The sequence below is a fragment of the Nocardioides xinjiangensis genome, from assembly GCF_017916385.1.
Classification (GTDB): Bacteria; Actinomycetota; Actinomycetes; order Propionibacteriales; family Nocardioidaceae; genus Nocardioides; species Nocardioides xinjiangensis.
In genome coordinates this window covers 2,765,272-2,780,530 of record NZ_JAFMSW010000001.1, presented here as the reverse complement: position 1 = coordinate 2,780,530, position 15,259 = coordinate 2,765,272, and the positions used below count along the sequence as shown (strand labels likewise).

12 protein-coding genes are annotated in these 15,259 nt (G+C 71.6%); 4 read left to right on the top strand and 8 right to left on the bottom strand.

What is annotated here, in order from left to right; translation table 11 throughout:
- Positions 1-19 precede the first annotated feature (19 nt).
- From cofD to J3P32_RS13085, 4 genes are all read left to right on the top strand, one after another.
- The gene (gene cofD, locus J3P32_RS13100; RefSeq protein ID WP_210440244.1) at positions 20-1,063 is read left to right on the top strand and encodes a 2-phospho-L-lactate transferase; all 1,044 of its coding nucleotides are present in this window, start codon (positions 20-22) and stop codon (positions 1,061-1,063) included.
- Entirely contained in the window at positions 1,060-1,971 is a 912-nt protein-coding gene (gene cofE, locus J3P32_RS13095; RefSeq protein ID WP_210440243.1) for a coenzyme F420-0:L-glutamate ligase, read from the top strand. The genes cofD and cofE overlap by 4 nt, the downstream gene beginning before the upstream one ends.
- A gap of 91 nt (positions 1,972-2,062) precedes the next feature.
- On the top strand, positions 2,063-2,800 hold the full coding sequence (locus tag J3P32_RS17910) for a DUF3105 domain-containing protein (protein WP_210440242.1): 738 nt from the start codon (positions 2,063-2,065) through the stop codon (positions 2,798-2,800).
- A gap of 13 nt (positions 2,801-2,813) precedes the next feature.
- Entirely contained in the window at positions 2,814-3,545 is a 732-nt protein-coding gene (locus J3P32_RS13085) for a TIGR03089 family protein (RefSeq protein ID WP_210440241.1), read from the top strand.
- A 29-nt stretch (positions 3,546-3,574) separates the two neighbouring features.
- On the opposite strand, the gene J3P32_RS13080 is transcribed toward J3P32_RS13085, so the two are convergent.
- From J3P32_RS13080 to J3P32_RS13045, 8 genes are all read right to left on the bottom strand, one after another.
- Complete coding sequence (locus J3P32_RS13080; protein ID WP_210440240.1) at positions 3,575-6,298, bottom strand: FG-GAP-like repeat-containing protein; 2,724 nt, start codon at positions 6,296-6,298, stop codon at positions 3,575-3,577.
- Between the two features lie 396 nt (positions 6,299-6,694).
- Positions 6,695-7,501 carry an ABC transporter ATP-binding protein gene (locus J3P32_RS13075; protein WP_210440239.1) on the bottom strand — a complete coding sequence of 269 codons (807 nt, stop codon included), beginning with the start codon at positions 7,499-7,501 and terminating at the stop codon, positions 6,695-6,697.
- The gene (locus tag J3P32_RS13070) at positions 7,501-8,457 is read right to left on the bottom strand and encodes an ABC transporter permease (protein ID WP_210440238.1); all 957 of its coding nucleotides are present in this window, start codon (positions 8,455-8,457) and stop codon (positions 7,501-7,503) included. The genes J3P32_RS13075 and J3P32_RS13070 overlap by 1 nt, the downstream gene beginning before the upstream one ends.
- Entirely contained in the window at positions 8,454-10,517 is a 2,064-nt protein-coding gene (locus tag J3P32_RS13065; RefSeq protein ID WP_210440237.1) for a glycosyltransferase, read from the bottom strand. Before J3P32_RS13065 ends, J3P32_RS13070 begins: the two co-directional genes overlap by 4 nt.
- Positions 10,514-11,722 (bottom strand): UDP-galactopyranose mutase, encoded by a 1,209-nt coding sequence (gene glf, locus J3P32_RS13060; protein ID WP_246850116.1) that lies wholly within the window; start codon positions 11,720-11,722, stop codon positions 10,514-10,516. Before glf ends, J3P32_RS13065 begins: the two co-directional genes overlap by 4 nt.
- 37 nt (positions 11,723-11,759) lie before the next feature.
- On the bottom strand, positions 11,760-12,689 hold the full coding sequence (locus J3P32_RS13055; RefSeq protein WP_210440236.1) for a glycosyltransferase family 2 protein: 930 nt from the start codon (positions 12,687-12,689) through the stop codon (positions 11,760-11,762).
- Positions 12,686-13,612: a glycosyltransferase gene (locus J3P32_RS13050; protein WP_307807979.1), complete on the bottom strand. Its 927-nt coding sequence runs from the start codon at positions 13,610-13,612 to the stop codon at positions 12,686-12,688. Before J3P32_RS13050 ends, J3P32_RS13055 begins: the two co-directional genes overlap by 4 nt.
- Positions 13,613-13,642: 30 nt before the next feature.
- Complete coding sequence (locus J3P32_RS13045; RefSeq protein WP_210440235.1) at positions 13,643-15,184, bottom strand: LCP family protein; 1,542 nt, start codon at positions 15,182-15,184, stop codon at positions 13,643-13,645.
- Between the last annotated feature and the right edge of the window lie 75 nt (positions 15,185-15,259).

The following is a 15,259-nucleotide window of genomic DNA, read 5'->3' as shown; positions in this document are numbered from 1 at the left end:
CGTCCGGCAGGCTGTTCCTATGCCATCATCCGCGACTTCGCTGCGCCGCCTGACCGTCCTCTCGGGCGGTGTCGGCGGCGCCAGGTTCATCCAGGGACTCCTCCACGGGCTGCGCACCGGCGTCGTGCCCGGCGGCTCGGCCGAGACCGAGGTGACCGTGGTGGCCAACACCGCCGACGACTGGTGGGTCCACGGCCTCAAGGTGTGCCCGGACCTCGACACCGTGATGTACACCCTCGGCGACGGCATCGACGTCGAGCGTGGCTGGGGCCGCCGCGACGAGACCTGGAGCACGCGCACCGAGCTCGAGGCTTACGGCGTCGAGCCGACGTGGTTCGGCCTGGGGGACCGCGACATCGCCACCCACCTGGTCCGCACGCAGATGCTCGAGGCCGGCTACACGCTCTCGCAGGTCACGCAGGCGCTGTGCCGGCGCTGGCTCTCCGACGTCCACGGCGGACGGGTGCGGCTGCTGCCGATGACCGACGACCGGGTCGAGACGCACGTCGCCATCGCGGATCCCGACAGCGCGAGCGGTCGCCGGGTCGTGCACTTCCAGGAGTACTGGGTGCGCCTGCGCGCCGCCGTGCCCGCCGAGGCGGTGCTCGTCGTCGGGCAGGACACCGCTGCGCCCGCGCCGGGCGTGCTGGACGCGATCGCCGACACCGACCTCGTCGTGCTGCCGCCGTCGAACCCGGTGGTGTCCGTCGGCACGATCCTCGGCGTGCCCGGTGTCCGCGACGCGCTGCGCGCCACGGCCGCTCCGGTCGTCGGCCTCTCCCCCATCGTCGGCGCCTCCCACGTGCACGGCATGGCGGCGCAGATGCTCACGAGCATCGGCGTGGAGGTCAGCGCCGCCGCGGTCGGCACCCACTTCGGTGCCCGCGCCGCCGGCGGCGTCCTCGACGGCTGGCTGGTCGACGAGCGCGACGCCGCCCAGCTGCCGCTGCTGGAGGAGGCCGGCGTGCGCGCGGCGGCCGTCCCGCTCATGATGCGTGACCGCGCCGCGACCGCCGCCATGGCCGCCGCGGCCGTCTCGCTCGTCTCCGGCGCGCCGGCGTGAGGCTCGAGGTGTGGGCGCCCGACGGGCTCCCCGAGGTCGCCGCCGGCGACGACCTGGCCGGACTGGTGCTGGCCGCGCTCGCGCACGGGTCCGCCGACGCGACGGCCCTCGCGGACGGCGACGTCCTGTGCGTGACGAGCAAGGTCGTCAGCAAGGCCGAGGGCCGCACCCGGGTGGGCAGCCGGGACGCGGCGATCGAGGAGGAGACGGTGCGCGTGGTGGCCCGGCGGGGGGCGACACGCATCGTCCGCACCCGCCTGGGGCTGACCGTGGCGGCGGCCGGCGTGGACGCCTCCAACGTGGAGGCGGGGTCGGTCGTGCTGCTCCCGCTCGACCCCGACGCGTCCGCGCGCAGCCTGCGCCGCGAGGTGCGGGCACGCACCGGGCGCAACGTCGGCGTGGTGGTGACCGACACCGCGGGCCGGGCGTGGCGCGAGGGCCAGACCGACATCGCGATCGGTGCCGCCGGCCTGCGCGTCGCCGAGGACCACGCCGGCCGCACCGACCCGCACGGCAACCTGCTCACCGTCACCCTGCCCGCCGTGGCCGACGAGATCGCGGGGGCGGCCGAGCTCGCCCAGGGCAAGCTGTCCGCCCGGCCCGTCGCGGTCGTGCGGGGACGCGGCGACCTCGTGCTGCCGCCCGGCGAGGACGGACCCGGCGCCACGTCGCTCGTGCGCCCCGAGGGCGGCGACCTCTTCGGCTGGGGCGCCCGCGAGGCCGTCGTACGCGCGCTGGCCGGGGACCCCGCGGACCGCGAGGCCTTCGGTGCGCGCGCACCCGCCGACGAGCTCGCTGCGGCCCTCGACCGGCTCCCGCGGGCTGCCGACCGGACCGCGCTGGCGGCCGTCTGCTTCGCCCACGGATGGAGCCTCGAGGACTGGGAGCGCGACGGATCGCCCCGCTGAACGCGACGTGGTGTGGGTCGGATCACCCGGGACTACGTAGACTCTGCCACCGCAGTCCCACCCAGCAGTCGACCGAGAGACACCGAGCACCGTGGCCAAGCAGGCAAAGACCGACCGTCAGGCGGTCATCGACTCCATCCGCTCCCAGCAGTCCCGCCGCGAGAACCGGCGCGGCATGGCCATCGTGGGCGTGTGCGTCCTCGTCGCCGTGCTCATCGTGGGAGCGGCCGCGTTCAAGCCGATCAAGGACTGGTACGACCTGCGTGCCTACGCCTCGGACTCGCTGTCCGACATCGGCGCCAAGGCCTCGGCCTGCGAGAAGGTGACCACCAAGCCCGCGGAGGGCAACCAGGACCACGTCGAGGTCGGCACGCCGATGAGCTACCCCGACGCCCCGCCGGCCTTCGGCACGCACTGGAACATGTGGGACACCATCGACCGCAAGCTCTACACGGCCTCCGACCGGCCCGACCTCGGCGAGCTCGTGCACAACCTCGAGCACGGCTACACGATCCTCTGGTACGACGAGACCGTCGCCGACGACCCCGAGCAGATGGACGACCTGCGCGGCATCGCCTCCAAGCTGGACAGCACCACCAACCTCCGCGACAAGTTCAAGGCCGTGCCGTGGACCTCCGAGGACGGCAAGGCGTTCCCCAAGGGCCAGCACGTGGCCTTCACCCACTGGTCCATCGGCGGTGTCGGCGAGACCGACCCGTCCAAGCAGGTCGGCGTGTGGCAGTACTGCTCCGAGGTCAGCGGCGCCGCGCTCGACACGTTCATGGAGGACTACCCCTACATGGACTCCTCGGAGCCCGCCGTCCTCTGAGCGACACCCTGACGTGACGACGTTCGCCGAGGTCCTCGCCGCCCAGCTGCGGCGCGACCCCGGACGACCGCTGGTCACCTTCTACGACCACGCCACCGACGAGCGGGTCGAGCTGTCGGTGACGACGTACGCCAACTGGGTGGCCAAGGCGTCCGGGCTGCTCACGGACGTGGCCGACCTCGAGCGCGGGATGTCGCTGCGGGTCGACCTGCCCCCGCACTGGCTCTCGCCGGTGTTCCTGGGGGCGGCCTGGACGATCGGGCTGCGCGTCACGTCCGGCGACGACCCGGACGCGGTGGTGTGCGGCCCGGAGGGGCTCGGGGTGTGGGCCGACCGCGCCGGCTCCGTGCCGGTGCTCGCGTGCAGCCTGCGTCCGCTGGGCGTGCGGTTCGCCGAGCCGCTCCCCGCGGCCGTGCACGACGTCGGGGTGGAGATCTGGTCCCAGCCCGACGGCTTCACGGCGTGGGACCCGCCCACCCCCGACGACCTCGCGACCGACGAGCTCACCCAGCGCCAGCTCTTCGCGCCGGCCGCGCCCTTGGGCGACGACCTGACGGCCGCCGTCGGGAGTGGTCTCACCGACGGCGGCCGTCTTCTCTCGGTGGCCGACCCGGCTTCCCCACCAGGAATGGCCACCTTCACCGAGCCCCTCGCACGAGGTGGCTCGCTGGTCCTCGTCCGCAACCCCGACCCGGCCCGCCTCGACGGCGTCTACGACGCCGAGCGGGCGACGGCGCGGGCCTGATCGCGGTCCCTGCTGCCCCGGTCCGCCGGTCACCCGGCCAGGTCGAAGGCCCCCAGACCCTCACCGAGCACGCGGGGGCTCGAGACGCCGGCCTTGCGGCCGCCGTACACGTAGGCCACGCCGCTCGCGCGGTCACGCACGATGTAGTCGCCCGGACCCTTGAGCGTCATCGCCTGCACCCCGAGCACCCAGTCGAAGGCGGACAGGTCGGAGGGCAGGCCGGCCGGGCGCGGGAGCCCGCCCTTGACCGGGACGCCGGCCCCGAACCCGCTGCCGGTGCCGGTCCAGACGGTCAGCCTGCCACCGGCCGGCGTACCGACCAGGTCGGGCTTGCCGTCGCCGGTGACGTCGCCGACCGCCGTGAGTCCCTCGACGGGGCCCCAGCCGCTGCCCAGCACCCGGCCGGCCGCCAGTGCGCCGGTGCCGTTGCCGGCGAAGAGCCAGAGCCGGCCGGAGCCGTCCCGCGTGACCACGTCGCCGAACCCGTCCTGGGTGACGTCGCCGGCGTTGAGGATGCGGTCCATCCCCGCGAACGAGACGCCTGTGTCGATCGGGGCGCCGAGCTCGAACGTGTCGCGGTTGGCGACGACGACGAGCTGCTTGCCCGCGGCGCCGATGAGGTCGGCACCGGGCCCGCCCACCAGGTTGACGCCGGTGATCCAGCGCATCGACTTCAGGTTCGTCGCCGGGCCCAGCGCCGCACCGTACGTGCCGTCGCCGCGACCGGGCAGGAGCATCATCTTGCCGCTGGAGGAGCGGGCGACGATGTCGGAGCGGCCGTCGCCGTTGAAGTCACCGGCCACCATGCGGTTGACGCCGCTCCACGACCCGGCGACCCGCACCGGCGGGGCGAACCTGCCGGTGCCGTAGCCGGTCTGCAGGAACAGCCGGTTCTTGGTGCGCAGCAGGAGGTCGGCCCGGCCGTCGCCGTTGACGTCGCCCGGCCCGATGATCTGCCGGTAGTTGCCGTAGCCCTTGCGGGTCACGTCACGGTCGAAGCCGCCCCTGCCGGTCGCCGTCAGCGTGGTGAGGCGACCCTTGAACCGCGCCACGAGGTCGTTGCGGCCGTCGCCGTCGATGTCGCCGACCGCCGTGATCAGCGAGTACCGGCGCAGCGACATCTTGCGGGTGGTCTTCCCGAACTTGCCGTTGCCCTTGCCGGCGCGGATCCGCGCGACGCCCGACCGGTCGAGCGTCACCAGGTCGGCCAGCTGGTCGCCGGTGAGGTCGGGTGACACCAGGACCTCGGCCGGCTTGTCCCAGCCGCGCTTGCCCACCACGATGCGCTCCTGGAACGACGTCAGGCCGCCCGTCGGGAGCACGAGGCCCCGACCGTCGGAGGCGCGGCGCACGACGAGGTCCGGGTAGGGCGACGCGTCGAGGTTGTTCTGGGGGTTCGGGGCGGACACCGCGACCGCTTGCACCGTCGGCGTGACCGGAGCGGCCTGGGTGGCGTACGTCCGGATGAGCGGCAGCTGCGCGTAGAGGTACCTGCCGGGGCAGGCCGTGGACCCCGCGTCGCGGTGGCCGTTGATCGCCGGGAAGGTGCCACGGCCGATCCTCTGGTTGGTCGAGGCCGGGTTCACCCCGTGCAGCGACAGCTTCCAGGCGAAGAGCTGGCCGTAGGCGCGCAGCATCACGTCCGGCGGCTGCACCACGTCGAAGTTGCCGATGGCCGACATCGCGAACGAGTAGTCGTTGTAGTTGAGCGTGTGCGCGCCGACGACCGGCTTGTCGATGCCGCCGTAGCGGCCCTCCCAGATCCGACCGAAGCGGTCGACGAGGAAGTTGTAGCCGATGTCGCTCCAGCCGCGGGACTTCACGTGGTAGGCGTAGATGCTGCGGATGAGGGCGGGGACCTGGGCCTCGGTGTAGTTGTTCGCGTTGACGGTGTGGTGGACGAAGCCGCCGCTGATCGTGCCGTAGCGGAGGGAGCCCTTGTTGCGGATGCTCTCGTCCGCGCCCCACTGGGCCCGCGAGAAGATCGTCGGCTGTGCCACCGTCCGCGCCCGAGCCGCCTGGAGCACGAGGTCGTCCGAGCCGTCGGCGCCGGCGTCGGCGTCGTACTCCGCGTCGTAGGACCCGTCGGTGTCCTCGCCGGAGGATCGGTCGGCCGGCGCCTCGGTCTCGCTCGCGCGGGCCTGGCCCGGGTCCACGATCGCCAGCGAGAGGTCGTCGGGCAGCGCGACGCCGTCGGTGGTCGCCTGGACCTGCACGTCGTCCACGTCGCCGACGAAGGTCGGCTCGGTGCCCGGTCGGGCGGAGGCCGCCTCGGCGCTGTCGGGGTCGGGACCGTGCTCGTCGTGGTACTCCAGGTCCTGCCAGGCGCTCCACTCCTCGCCGGTGCGGGTGCGCACGCGCAGCGAGATCTGGTCGTCCTCGAGCTGCGCGCCGCCGTCCCAGGTGACGCCGACGGCGGAGAGGTCGGTGACCGCCTGCGGCGTGCTCACCACGCGGGCCGCGGTGGCGCCGCCGGCGACCGTGCGACCGCGCAGGCCGGCGAACCCGCCGGACGAACCGGTGAGCGGCACCTCGGTGACGGTCGGCTCGACCGCCGACGTCGGCACCGTGGCCGACACCAGCTCGGCGGGGACGGACTGGCCCCCGGCCGTGCCGGAGGACCGGTCGACGGGGCGCTCGCCGACGATGTCGAGGGACACCACGCCGGAGGCCGGGGTGAGCACGACGAGGACGACGCCCAGGGCCAGCACCTGCTGGCAGAGGGTGACGAGACGGGCCTGAAGAGGTCGCATGGAAATCTCTACTCCTGTGTGGGGGAAGGTCACACAAGGCAGGAGTTTCACACCAGTCACATCAGTCACGGAAGGGTTTCTGAGTAACTACAGACGTGTAATTTCCAGCCGACACGCCGTTACATCTGTGTAATTTATGCGAAATTGCCCGGCGGCCGCCCCTGAATCCGCGCGAGTCCGCCCCCGCTGCCGCCCCTCGCCTCCCCCGGTCGCTGCCTTGTCGCTGCCTCCCCTCGCGTCACCCGTCGCCCGGGTAACGCCACCGAACGCGCACTCCCGCCCTCACCGGTGGGGGCGGGAGTGCACGTTCGGTGGCGTTACCCGCCGGCGAGGGCCTCCGGGCGCGGCCGGGCGCGGCGGGGGCGCAGGGGCGACCGGGGGGCCAGCAGGCGGGGCTCAGATGTCGCTGGCGAGCGCGTCGTCGCGCTCGTCCTCCTCGACCTCTTCGCCGTCGGGCTCGTCGTCGTCGCCGTCGTAGTGGAGGAACTTGATCGCCTCGTCGACGTCGCCGTCGAAGCCGAGGCGGCCCTTCTCCAGGACGATCGCCCGGTCGCACATGCGCTTCACCGAGCCCGCGGAGTGGCTGACGTAGAACATCGTGATGCCGGACTCGCGGATCTGCTTCATGCGCTTGAGGCACTTGCGCTTGAACGGCCGGTCCCCCACCGCGAGGACTTCGTCGGCGATGAAGATGTCGCAGTCGACGTGCACGGCCACGGAGAACCCGAGCCGGGCGAACATGCCCGAGGAGTAGTTGCCGACCGGGGTGTCGAGGAAGCGGCCGACGTCGGCGAAGGCGGCGATGTCGTCGAACTTCGCGTCGGTCTCCTCCTTCGACATGCCGAGCATCGCGGCGTTCATGTAGATGTTGTCGCGGCCCGTGAGCTCGTTGTGGAACCCGGCGCCGGTCGCGATGAGGCCGGAGATCCGGCCCCGGGTGAGGACCTCGCCCTGGTCGGGGCGCATGACGCCGCTCACGAGCTTGAGCAGGGTGGACTTGCCGGAGCCGTTGAGACCCATCAGCCCGATGGACTCCCCCTGCTGCACCTGGAAGGAGACCCCGTCGAGGGCCTTGAACGTCTCGCTGGTCGACTGCCCGCGCAGCTTGCCCTGCAGGACCTTCTTCAGCGTCGGGTGCGACTGGTAGCGGAACGTCTTCGAGACGTTGTCGACGACGATCGACGTCGTGGGCGAGAGCGTCATCACAGGCGCTCCGGGACGGTCTTCTCCAGCCGGGAGAAGACGAACTGCGACAGCGCGAGCAGCACCAGGCCGATGCCCAGCATCACGAAGCCGCGGGTGTAGAGGTCGGAGACGAACTCCGGCAGCTCGGCCCCGGTGGCCGGGTCGACGGCGCACCGGCCCTCGCACGTGGGGTACCAGAACCCGCGCTGGATGAGCATGACCGCCTCGGCGACGGGGTTGGCGACGTAGAGGTCGTGGTACTCCGCCGGGATCCGCTCGCCGTCGGCGATGAGGTGGTAGGGGTACATCATCGGCACCGTGAACGGCACGATGTTGATGAACGTCTGCACGATCCGCTGGAAGTCGCGGAAGATCACGTTCACGCAGGAGAACATCAGCCCCGCGGCCGTGCCGTAGACCATGATCAGCAGGAAGCCGAGGAACGCCGCCCCCATCCCGACGGCGTCCGGCACCCACATCGGGCCGTCGCCGAAGACGCCGGTGGCCAGGCACGCGGCGACGAGGATGATCAGCTGCGGCACGGCGTGCCACAGCGAGACGAGCATCGACGCCACCGGGAACATCTCCCGCGGCATCGCCATCTTGGCGATCACGCCCTTGTTGGCGAGCAGCGAGCGGGTGCCGGCGGTCACGGACTCGGTGAAGTAGTTGACCAGCACCATGCCCGCGAACAGGTGGATCGCGAAGTTCTCCAGCCCCATCCCCCGACCCAGCAGCAGGCCGAAGACGAAGTAGAAGGTGAGGAACCGGGTGAACGGATTGATGTACGACCACGCCAGGCCGAACGCCGTACCGGCGTAGCGCGCCCGGATCTCCCGGCGCACCATGAGCCGCAGCAGGTAGCGACGCCGGAACACCTCGAGCACGCCCGACGTCCGCGACGGCGGCGACAGCGGCACGTGGGCCAGGTCGTGTCGGACCTCGACCGGGCGGGTGTCGCCGGGCTGGCTCACCCGTCCTTCCCGTCGGGGGCCGTCGCCGGCGCACCGTCCGTCCACGGGGCGAACGTCTTCTCCCAGGCCTCGGGGGACGTGATCGCGCCGAGGGACTCGCGGTACTGCCGGGCGAGCTCGGGCCACTCGCGGTGGAAGCGACGGTGGATGTCGATCGTGCGCTTCATCAGGTCGCGGTAGCGCGCCGGGTCGCGGCGGTAGAACGCGACCGAGCTGCCGTCGTTCATCGACACGACCGCGGAGTCGTACTTGACGAGGTTGTACCAGCCGGCGTCCATCGCGCTCAGCTCGGTCTCCGGGAACTCCTGCGCCATCTCGCGCACCGGGCGGAGCTGGCGCAGAGGGGCCAGGCCGGCGGCGACGAGGGTGCTGAGCCGGCCGGGGATCTCGATGTCGGACTTGCCCTTCTTGGGCGGCTTCTTGCGGCGCACCGGGGGCAGCTCGTCGCGGTCGGTGTGGAGCTGGGCGTCGGAGAACTGCTTGCGGAACGCGTTGACCTCCGCGAGCTTGGTCGCCAGCTCGCCGTGCAGTGCGTGCGGGCCGCGCAGCACGTCCTCCATCGCCAGGTGGCGCAGCTCGGCGGTGGAGTACTGCAGCGAGGCCAGGTGCTTGACCTGGTGGTTGAAGCTCTCGCGCACCATCCGGCCGCCGCGCTCGTAGGGCGAGTGCAGCAGGGCGGCGATGATGCGGTTGCGGTGGTGGAAGTACGACTGCCAGTCCACCCCGTCGTTCTTGTCGGTCCACGGCACGTGCCACACGGCCGCGCCCGGGAAGGACACCGTCGGGTAGCCCGCCTCCTTGGCGCGCAGGCCGAACTCGGAGTCGTCCCACTTGATGAAGACCGGCAGCGAGAGACCGACCTCCTCGAGGACCACGCGCGGGATCAGGCACATGAACCAGCCGTTGAAGTCGACGTCGGCGCGCTTGTGCAGCCACCGCGAGGAGCGCAGGTTGCGCGCGCCGAGGTCCCACTGGCTGTAGCCGTCGAGGCGGGTCTGCCACCAGAAGCGCCACGGCTGGACGATCTCACCGAAGGAGTGCAGCTCGGAGCGGCTGTAGAGGTTGAACATGTGGCCACCGACGATCGTCGGCCGCTTGGCCAGGTCGCCGAAGGTGACCGCGCGGATGATGCCCTCGGGCTCGCAGACCACGTCGTCGTCCATCATCATGGCGTACGTCGCGGTGCCCTTGCGGACGCTCTCGAGCTGGCCGCGGGCGTAGCCCCCGGAGCCTCCGAGGTTGCCCTGCACGATGACCCGCAGCTTGTCGCCCAGGCCCTCCTGCGCGGCCGGGAAGTACTCGCTGCCGGTGACCTTGTCCTTGCCCTGGTCCATCACGAAGACGGTGTCGAGGTAGGGCTGGAGCTCCTCGGCCGCGCCGAGCTGGCCGAGGAGCTGGGCGCTCATGTCGGGCAGCATCGTGGTGATGCAGACGTCGACCGTGCCGTGCTCGGCGCGGTCGGCCGGGACCTGCGCGGTCCACTCGGCGCCCTCGACCGTGGCGCCGTCGTCGCCGGCGACGACGTCGTACCAGTACCAGCCGCCGTCGACGAACGGCTTGAGCGGCAGGACGAACGAGAACGAGCCGGAGTCGCCCTCGACCGTCGCGGCGTCCACCCGCTGCGAGTGGCCGCGGGCCATCGACTTGTAGACCGTGACGACCGAGCCGGCACCGGTGACGGAGACCGTGAGCTCGACCTCGGTCACGACGGTGTGGCGGCGCCAGTAGGACGCCGGGAAGGCGTTGAAGTAGGTGCCGAAGGACAGCAGCTGCGACGGCTCGAGCCGCAGCGCGGTGCGCGAGCGGATCTGGTCGGGGTGCACCTTGCGGCCGGTGGAGGTCGACTGGCGGATCGCCGCGTTGTTGAGGTCCTTGGCCGCCTTGTTGCCGCCCACCGCGTAGCGGTCGGTGTCGAGCTTGGCCTCCTCCGGGTCGACGTAGAGCGGGAAGACGTCGGTGTCGCGGTCCAGGGGCAGGATCTGCCGCTGGAGCAGCCGGGTCACGGTGCCGGCCGCGGCGGGCGCGGTCCCCGTGGCGGTGGTCTGGCTGGTGGTGGTCATGCGTCGATGCCTCCGCTCGTCAGCTCGGCACCCTCGGTGAAGTGCGGCTTGAGCTTGTTGTCGTACATCGACAGCGCCGAACCGATCGCCATGTGCATGTCGAGGTACTTGTAGGTGCCGAGGCGGCCGCCGAAGAGGACCATCGGCTCGGCCTTGGCGCGCTCGCGGTACTTCAGCAGCTTGGCGCGGTCCTCGGCGGTGTTCACCGGGTAGTAGGGCTCGTCGCCCTCCTCGGCGAAGCGGCTGTACTCGTGGACGATCACGCTCTTGCCCGGCAGGTGCGTCCGCTCGCGCTCGGGGTGGAAGTGCTTGAACTCGATGATGCGGGTGTACGGCACGTCCTGGTCGTTGTAGTTGACCACGCCGGTGCCCTGGAAGTCGCCGGTGTCGACGACGCTCTCCTCGAGGTCGACCGTGCGCCACGACAGGCGGCCCTCGGCGTTGCCGAAGTACTCGTCCACCGGGCCGGTGTAGACGATCGGGACCTTGCCCTTGTAGTCGTCGGCCACCGCGAAGAAGTCGGTCTCGAGGCGGACCTCGATGTTCGGGTGGTCGGCCATCTTCGTCAGCCAGGCGGTGTAGCCGTCGACCGGCAGGCCCTCGTAGGTGTCGCTGAACCAGCCGTTCTCGAAGGTGTAGCGCACCGGCAGCCGCGTGATGATGTCGGCGCTCAGCTCGGTCGGGTCGGTCTGCCACTGCTTGGCGGTGTAGCCCTTGATGAACGCCTCGTAGAGCGGGCGGCCGATGAGGCTGATCGCCTTCTCCTCGAGGTTCGAGGCGTCCTCGGTGGCGATCTCGCTGGACTGCTCCGCGATGAGGGCCCGGGCCTCGTCGGGGGTGTGCGACCTGCCGAAGAACTGGTTGATCAGGGCGAGGTTCATCGGCAGGGAGTAGACCTGCCCCTGGTACTTGCCGAAGACCCGGTGCCGGTAGTCGGTGAACGAGGTGAACCGGTTGGCGTACTCCCACACCCGCTCGTTGGAGGTGTGGAAGAGGTGCGCACCGTACTTGTGCACCTCGACGTTGGTCTCGGGGTCGCGCTCGGAGTACGCGTTGCCGCCGAGGTGGCTGCGGCGCTCGAGGATCAGCACGCGGAGGCCGAGCTCCTCGGCGCACCGCTCGGCGATCGTGAGGCCGAACAGGCCGGCGCCGACGACGACGAGGTCGGGCAGCTGGTCCGTGACGGTGGTGGGGCCCTGGGACAAGGGATGAACTCCTTGGGTGAGAAACGCGGACTGAAGTCTAACGAGGGGGTCGGGCCGAACCGGTGAGGCGGCGCATGCCCCGGGCCGACGCCATGGCCCGGATCACGTTGCGGGCCTCGGCCCGCCCGCCTCGCACCGGGCTGAGCAGGACGACGACGAGGGTGATCAGCCACGGCTTGAGGCGGACCAGCGCGTTCTCCCCGTGGCGCAGGTGCACCACGAAGAGGTTGCGGTACATGTAGAAGCCCTTCCACCCGGCGAGGTCGTGCTGCTGGTCGAAGTCGAGCTGGCGCACCAGGACGGCGTCGCGCACCGCCCAGATGCGGTGGCCGGCGTGACGGGCCCGCACGGCGTAGTCCGCGTCGTCGTAGAAGATGAAGAAGGCGGGGTCCGGGAAGCCGATCTCCGCCACCACGCCACGCCGGGCCATGAAGCCCTCGAAGGCCACGTTGTGCACCTCGACCAGCTCGGGCATCGACGCGCGGTCGGCGTACACGGTGTCGACGGCGGCGCGCTTGGGACGGATCGCGAGCGGGTTGCGCAGGTCGAAGTCGGTGGCGGCCTTCTCCACCAGCGCGCCGGAGGTGTCCTCGCGCACCGCGATGAGGCAGTCCTCGTCGACGGCCAGCAGCCGCTCGAGGCAGTCGGGCGCGGGCACCACGTCGTCGTCCATCAGCCACACGCGGTCCCAGCCACCGTCGTACGCCGCCCGCACGCCGGCGTGGAAGCCGCCGGCCCCGCCGAGGTTGGTCTCGCTGGTGGTGACGACCAGCGGCAGGTCCGTGCGCGCGTCGAGGACCTCGCGGGTGTGGTCGGTGCTGGCGTTGTCGACCACGATCACCGCGTCGGGGCGGTGCGTCTGGGCGGCCAGCCCGTCGAGCATGCCGACGAGCAGGTCGGCGCGGTTGTAGGTCACCACGACGACCGCCACCGTCTCCCCTCCGGGCCGGGCGGTCGGGGCCGTCACGACAGGAACCTCCGGTGGCCGTCGAAGTCGCCGGCGATGCCGGCGCGCATCGCGCCCAGGCTCAGTCGCAGCCGGGACAGGCTGGGCCGGGTGAAGGTGTAGAACCAAGCGGTCTTCACCACGAACGCGATCGCGTGCAGCGGTCCGCGGTAGTCGCGCAGGTTCACGAGGTTGTTGCGGGCCATGCAGTAGTGCTTGAGGTCGCTCGGCGAGTCGTTGTAGGTCGTGCGCCCGAACATCATGGGCGTGCCGAGGTTGCCGACGCTGGGGTGTCGCACCGTCGCGGTGACCACGGTGGCGACGCGTGCGCCGGCCTCCTCGGCGCGAAGCCGGTACTCGTGGTCGTCGCCCCAGATGAAGAACTCCTCGCGCGGGAGCCCGATGCGGTCCACGAGCTCCTTGGTCACCAGCACGCCGTTGAACGGGATGACGATCCCCTCGATGCGCTCGCCCCGCGCCGCCCGCCGCACGTCGTCGACGGCGTGCACCACCCGGGTGGTGCGCGGCAGCCGGATCGGGAAGACCAGGCGCCCGGGGTCGGCCTCGTCCACGACGAGCGGGCCCCAGAAGTCGAGGTCGTCCTCGAGCAGGAGCCGGTCGAGGCAGTCGAGGTCGGGCAGCCCGTCGTCGTCCATCAGCCAGACGAGGTCGGCCTCGCGGTCGATCGCCCAGGCGAGGCCGTCGTGGAAGCCGCCCGCGCCGCCGCGGTTGGTGGGCAGGGTGCGCGCCCGCAACGGGATCTCACCGGTGGTGGGCCGGGCCGCGAGCCACTTCCCCGTGCCGTCGGTCGACGCGTTGTCCACCACCAGCACCTCCGCCAGCCCGTCGACCTCGCCGAGGCGCTCGACGAGCCGCTCGAGCAGGGGCAGCCGGTTGAAGGTGACCACCACCGCGACGACGCGGGGCAGGGGTCCGGTGGTCACGCGTACACCCTAGGGGCCGGGCGAGGACCGTCAGCAAACCGCGCCGAGGTCCTCCGACTGGTTCGCGGCGTAGCCGGTGGAGAGCGAGCCGAGGGAGCCTCCGGTGACGGCCGGGGGCGCGCTCGGTGTCGCCGGCGCGGCCGGCGTCGACGCGGCGACGTCCTGCGGGGTCGTGGCGCCGTCCTGAGGCGCGCCGGGGTCGCCCGCGTCGGCCGCCTCGACGGTCTCCGCCGGCGGCTCGCCGGCGGGCGCGCGGCCCTCCGCCCTCGCGATCGCCGCCTCGACCTTGCGGTGGATGAGGGCGATGTCGGGTTCGGCGGTGTTGATCATCGGGGGCACCAGCGACAGCGTCGCGATCTTCTGGCTTCGCGCCTTGAGCGCGAGGTCGACGAAGCGGTCGACCTCCCCGCGCGGGAGGTCGGTGGAGACCATCGCCGAGCTCGCGCCGGCGATCTGCTCGAAGTTGCGCAGCGCCACCTGCGGGCTCACCTGCTGCAGCATCGCGCTCATCACGCACTTCTGCCGGGCCATCCGGGAGTAGTCGTCGGATCCCTCGCGGGCGCGGGCGAACCACAGCGTGTCGTGCCCGTCGAGGACGCGGGTGCCCGGCTCGATGTAGTGGAAGGTCTTCTCGTGGGGCAGCCCGACGGGGATCGGCTGGCGCACCGTCAGCTCGACGCCACCGACCGCGTCCACGAGGTCCTTGAAGCCCTCGAGGTTTACCATCGCCCAGTAGTTGATGTCGAGGCCGGTGATGCCCTCGACGCCCTGGACCGTGGCGTCCACGCCGGGGTTCTTCGATCCCGTGAACAGCTCGGCGTGGTCGAGGGCCCACGTGGAGAGCCCGTTGAGGTACATCCCTTCGACGTCGAACCCGTCGGGGAACTGCTCGTCCATCACCGAGCCCTCCGCGAAGGGGAAGTTCTGCATGTTGCGCGGCAGCGAGATCAGCACGGTCTTGCCGGTCTCGGCGTCGATGCTCGCGACCGTCATCGAGTCGGGCCGCAGGCCCCAGCGGCCGGCTCCGGAGTCCCCACCCATCAGCAGCACGTTGTAGCGCCCGTCGGCGGCGTCGACGGCGTCCCCCTCGCCGAACATCGAGATCATGAAGTCGCGCTGCACGCCGACGACGTGGGCGCCGAAGAGGAGCGCGCCGGCGACGCTGAAGCACAGGAACCCGTTGACGCCGACCACGGCGAGGCGGTGCTGGCGCTGCAGGGTCAGCGGCTGGCCCAGGCGCCAGGCGTCGACGAAGAGGTAGGCCCAGCCGAGGGCGAGCGCGACGAGGCCGAGGCGGAGCACCTGCAGGAGCGTGGTGCTCGTGCCGGCCCAGAACGCCAGGCCGTGCCAGAAGTACGACGTGACGACCGCCAGCACGCCCAGGACGAGCAGCGAGAGCCAGGTCCACGTCGCGAAGCGCCCGACCCGACGGTTGCCGGACACGAGCTGCGCCGACCCGGGGAGGACGAGCGTCATGACCATGAGGGTCACCGCGCGGCGGAACCGCACCCGCTGGGCGCGGTGGTGCGTCGTGCGCGGCTGGTGCGACCCGGAGGGCGGGACGGGCGGCATCGGGGGTACCTCTCTGCTGGGGGAAGTCAGCCCGCCCAGTATCACCAGTCACATCCGTCCCACAGCGCCGCGACG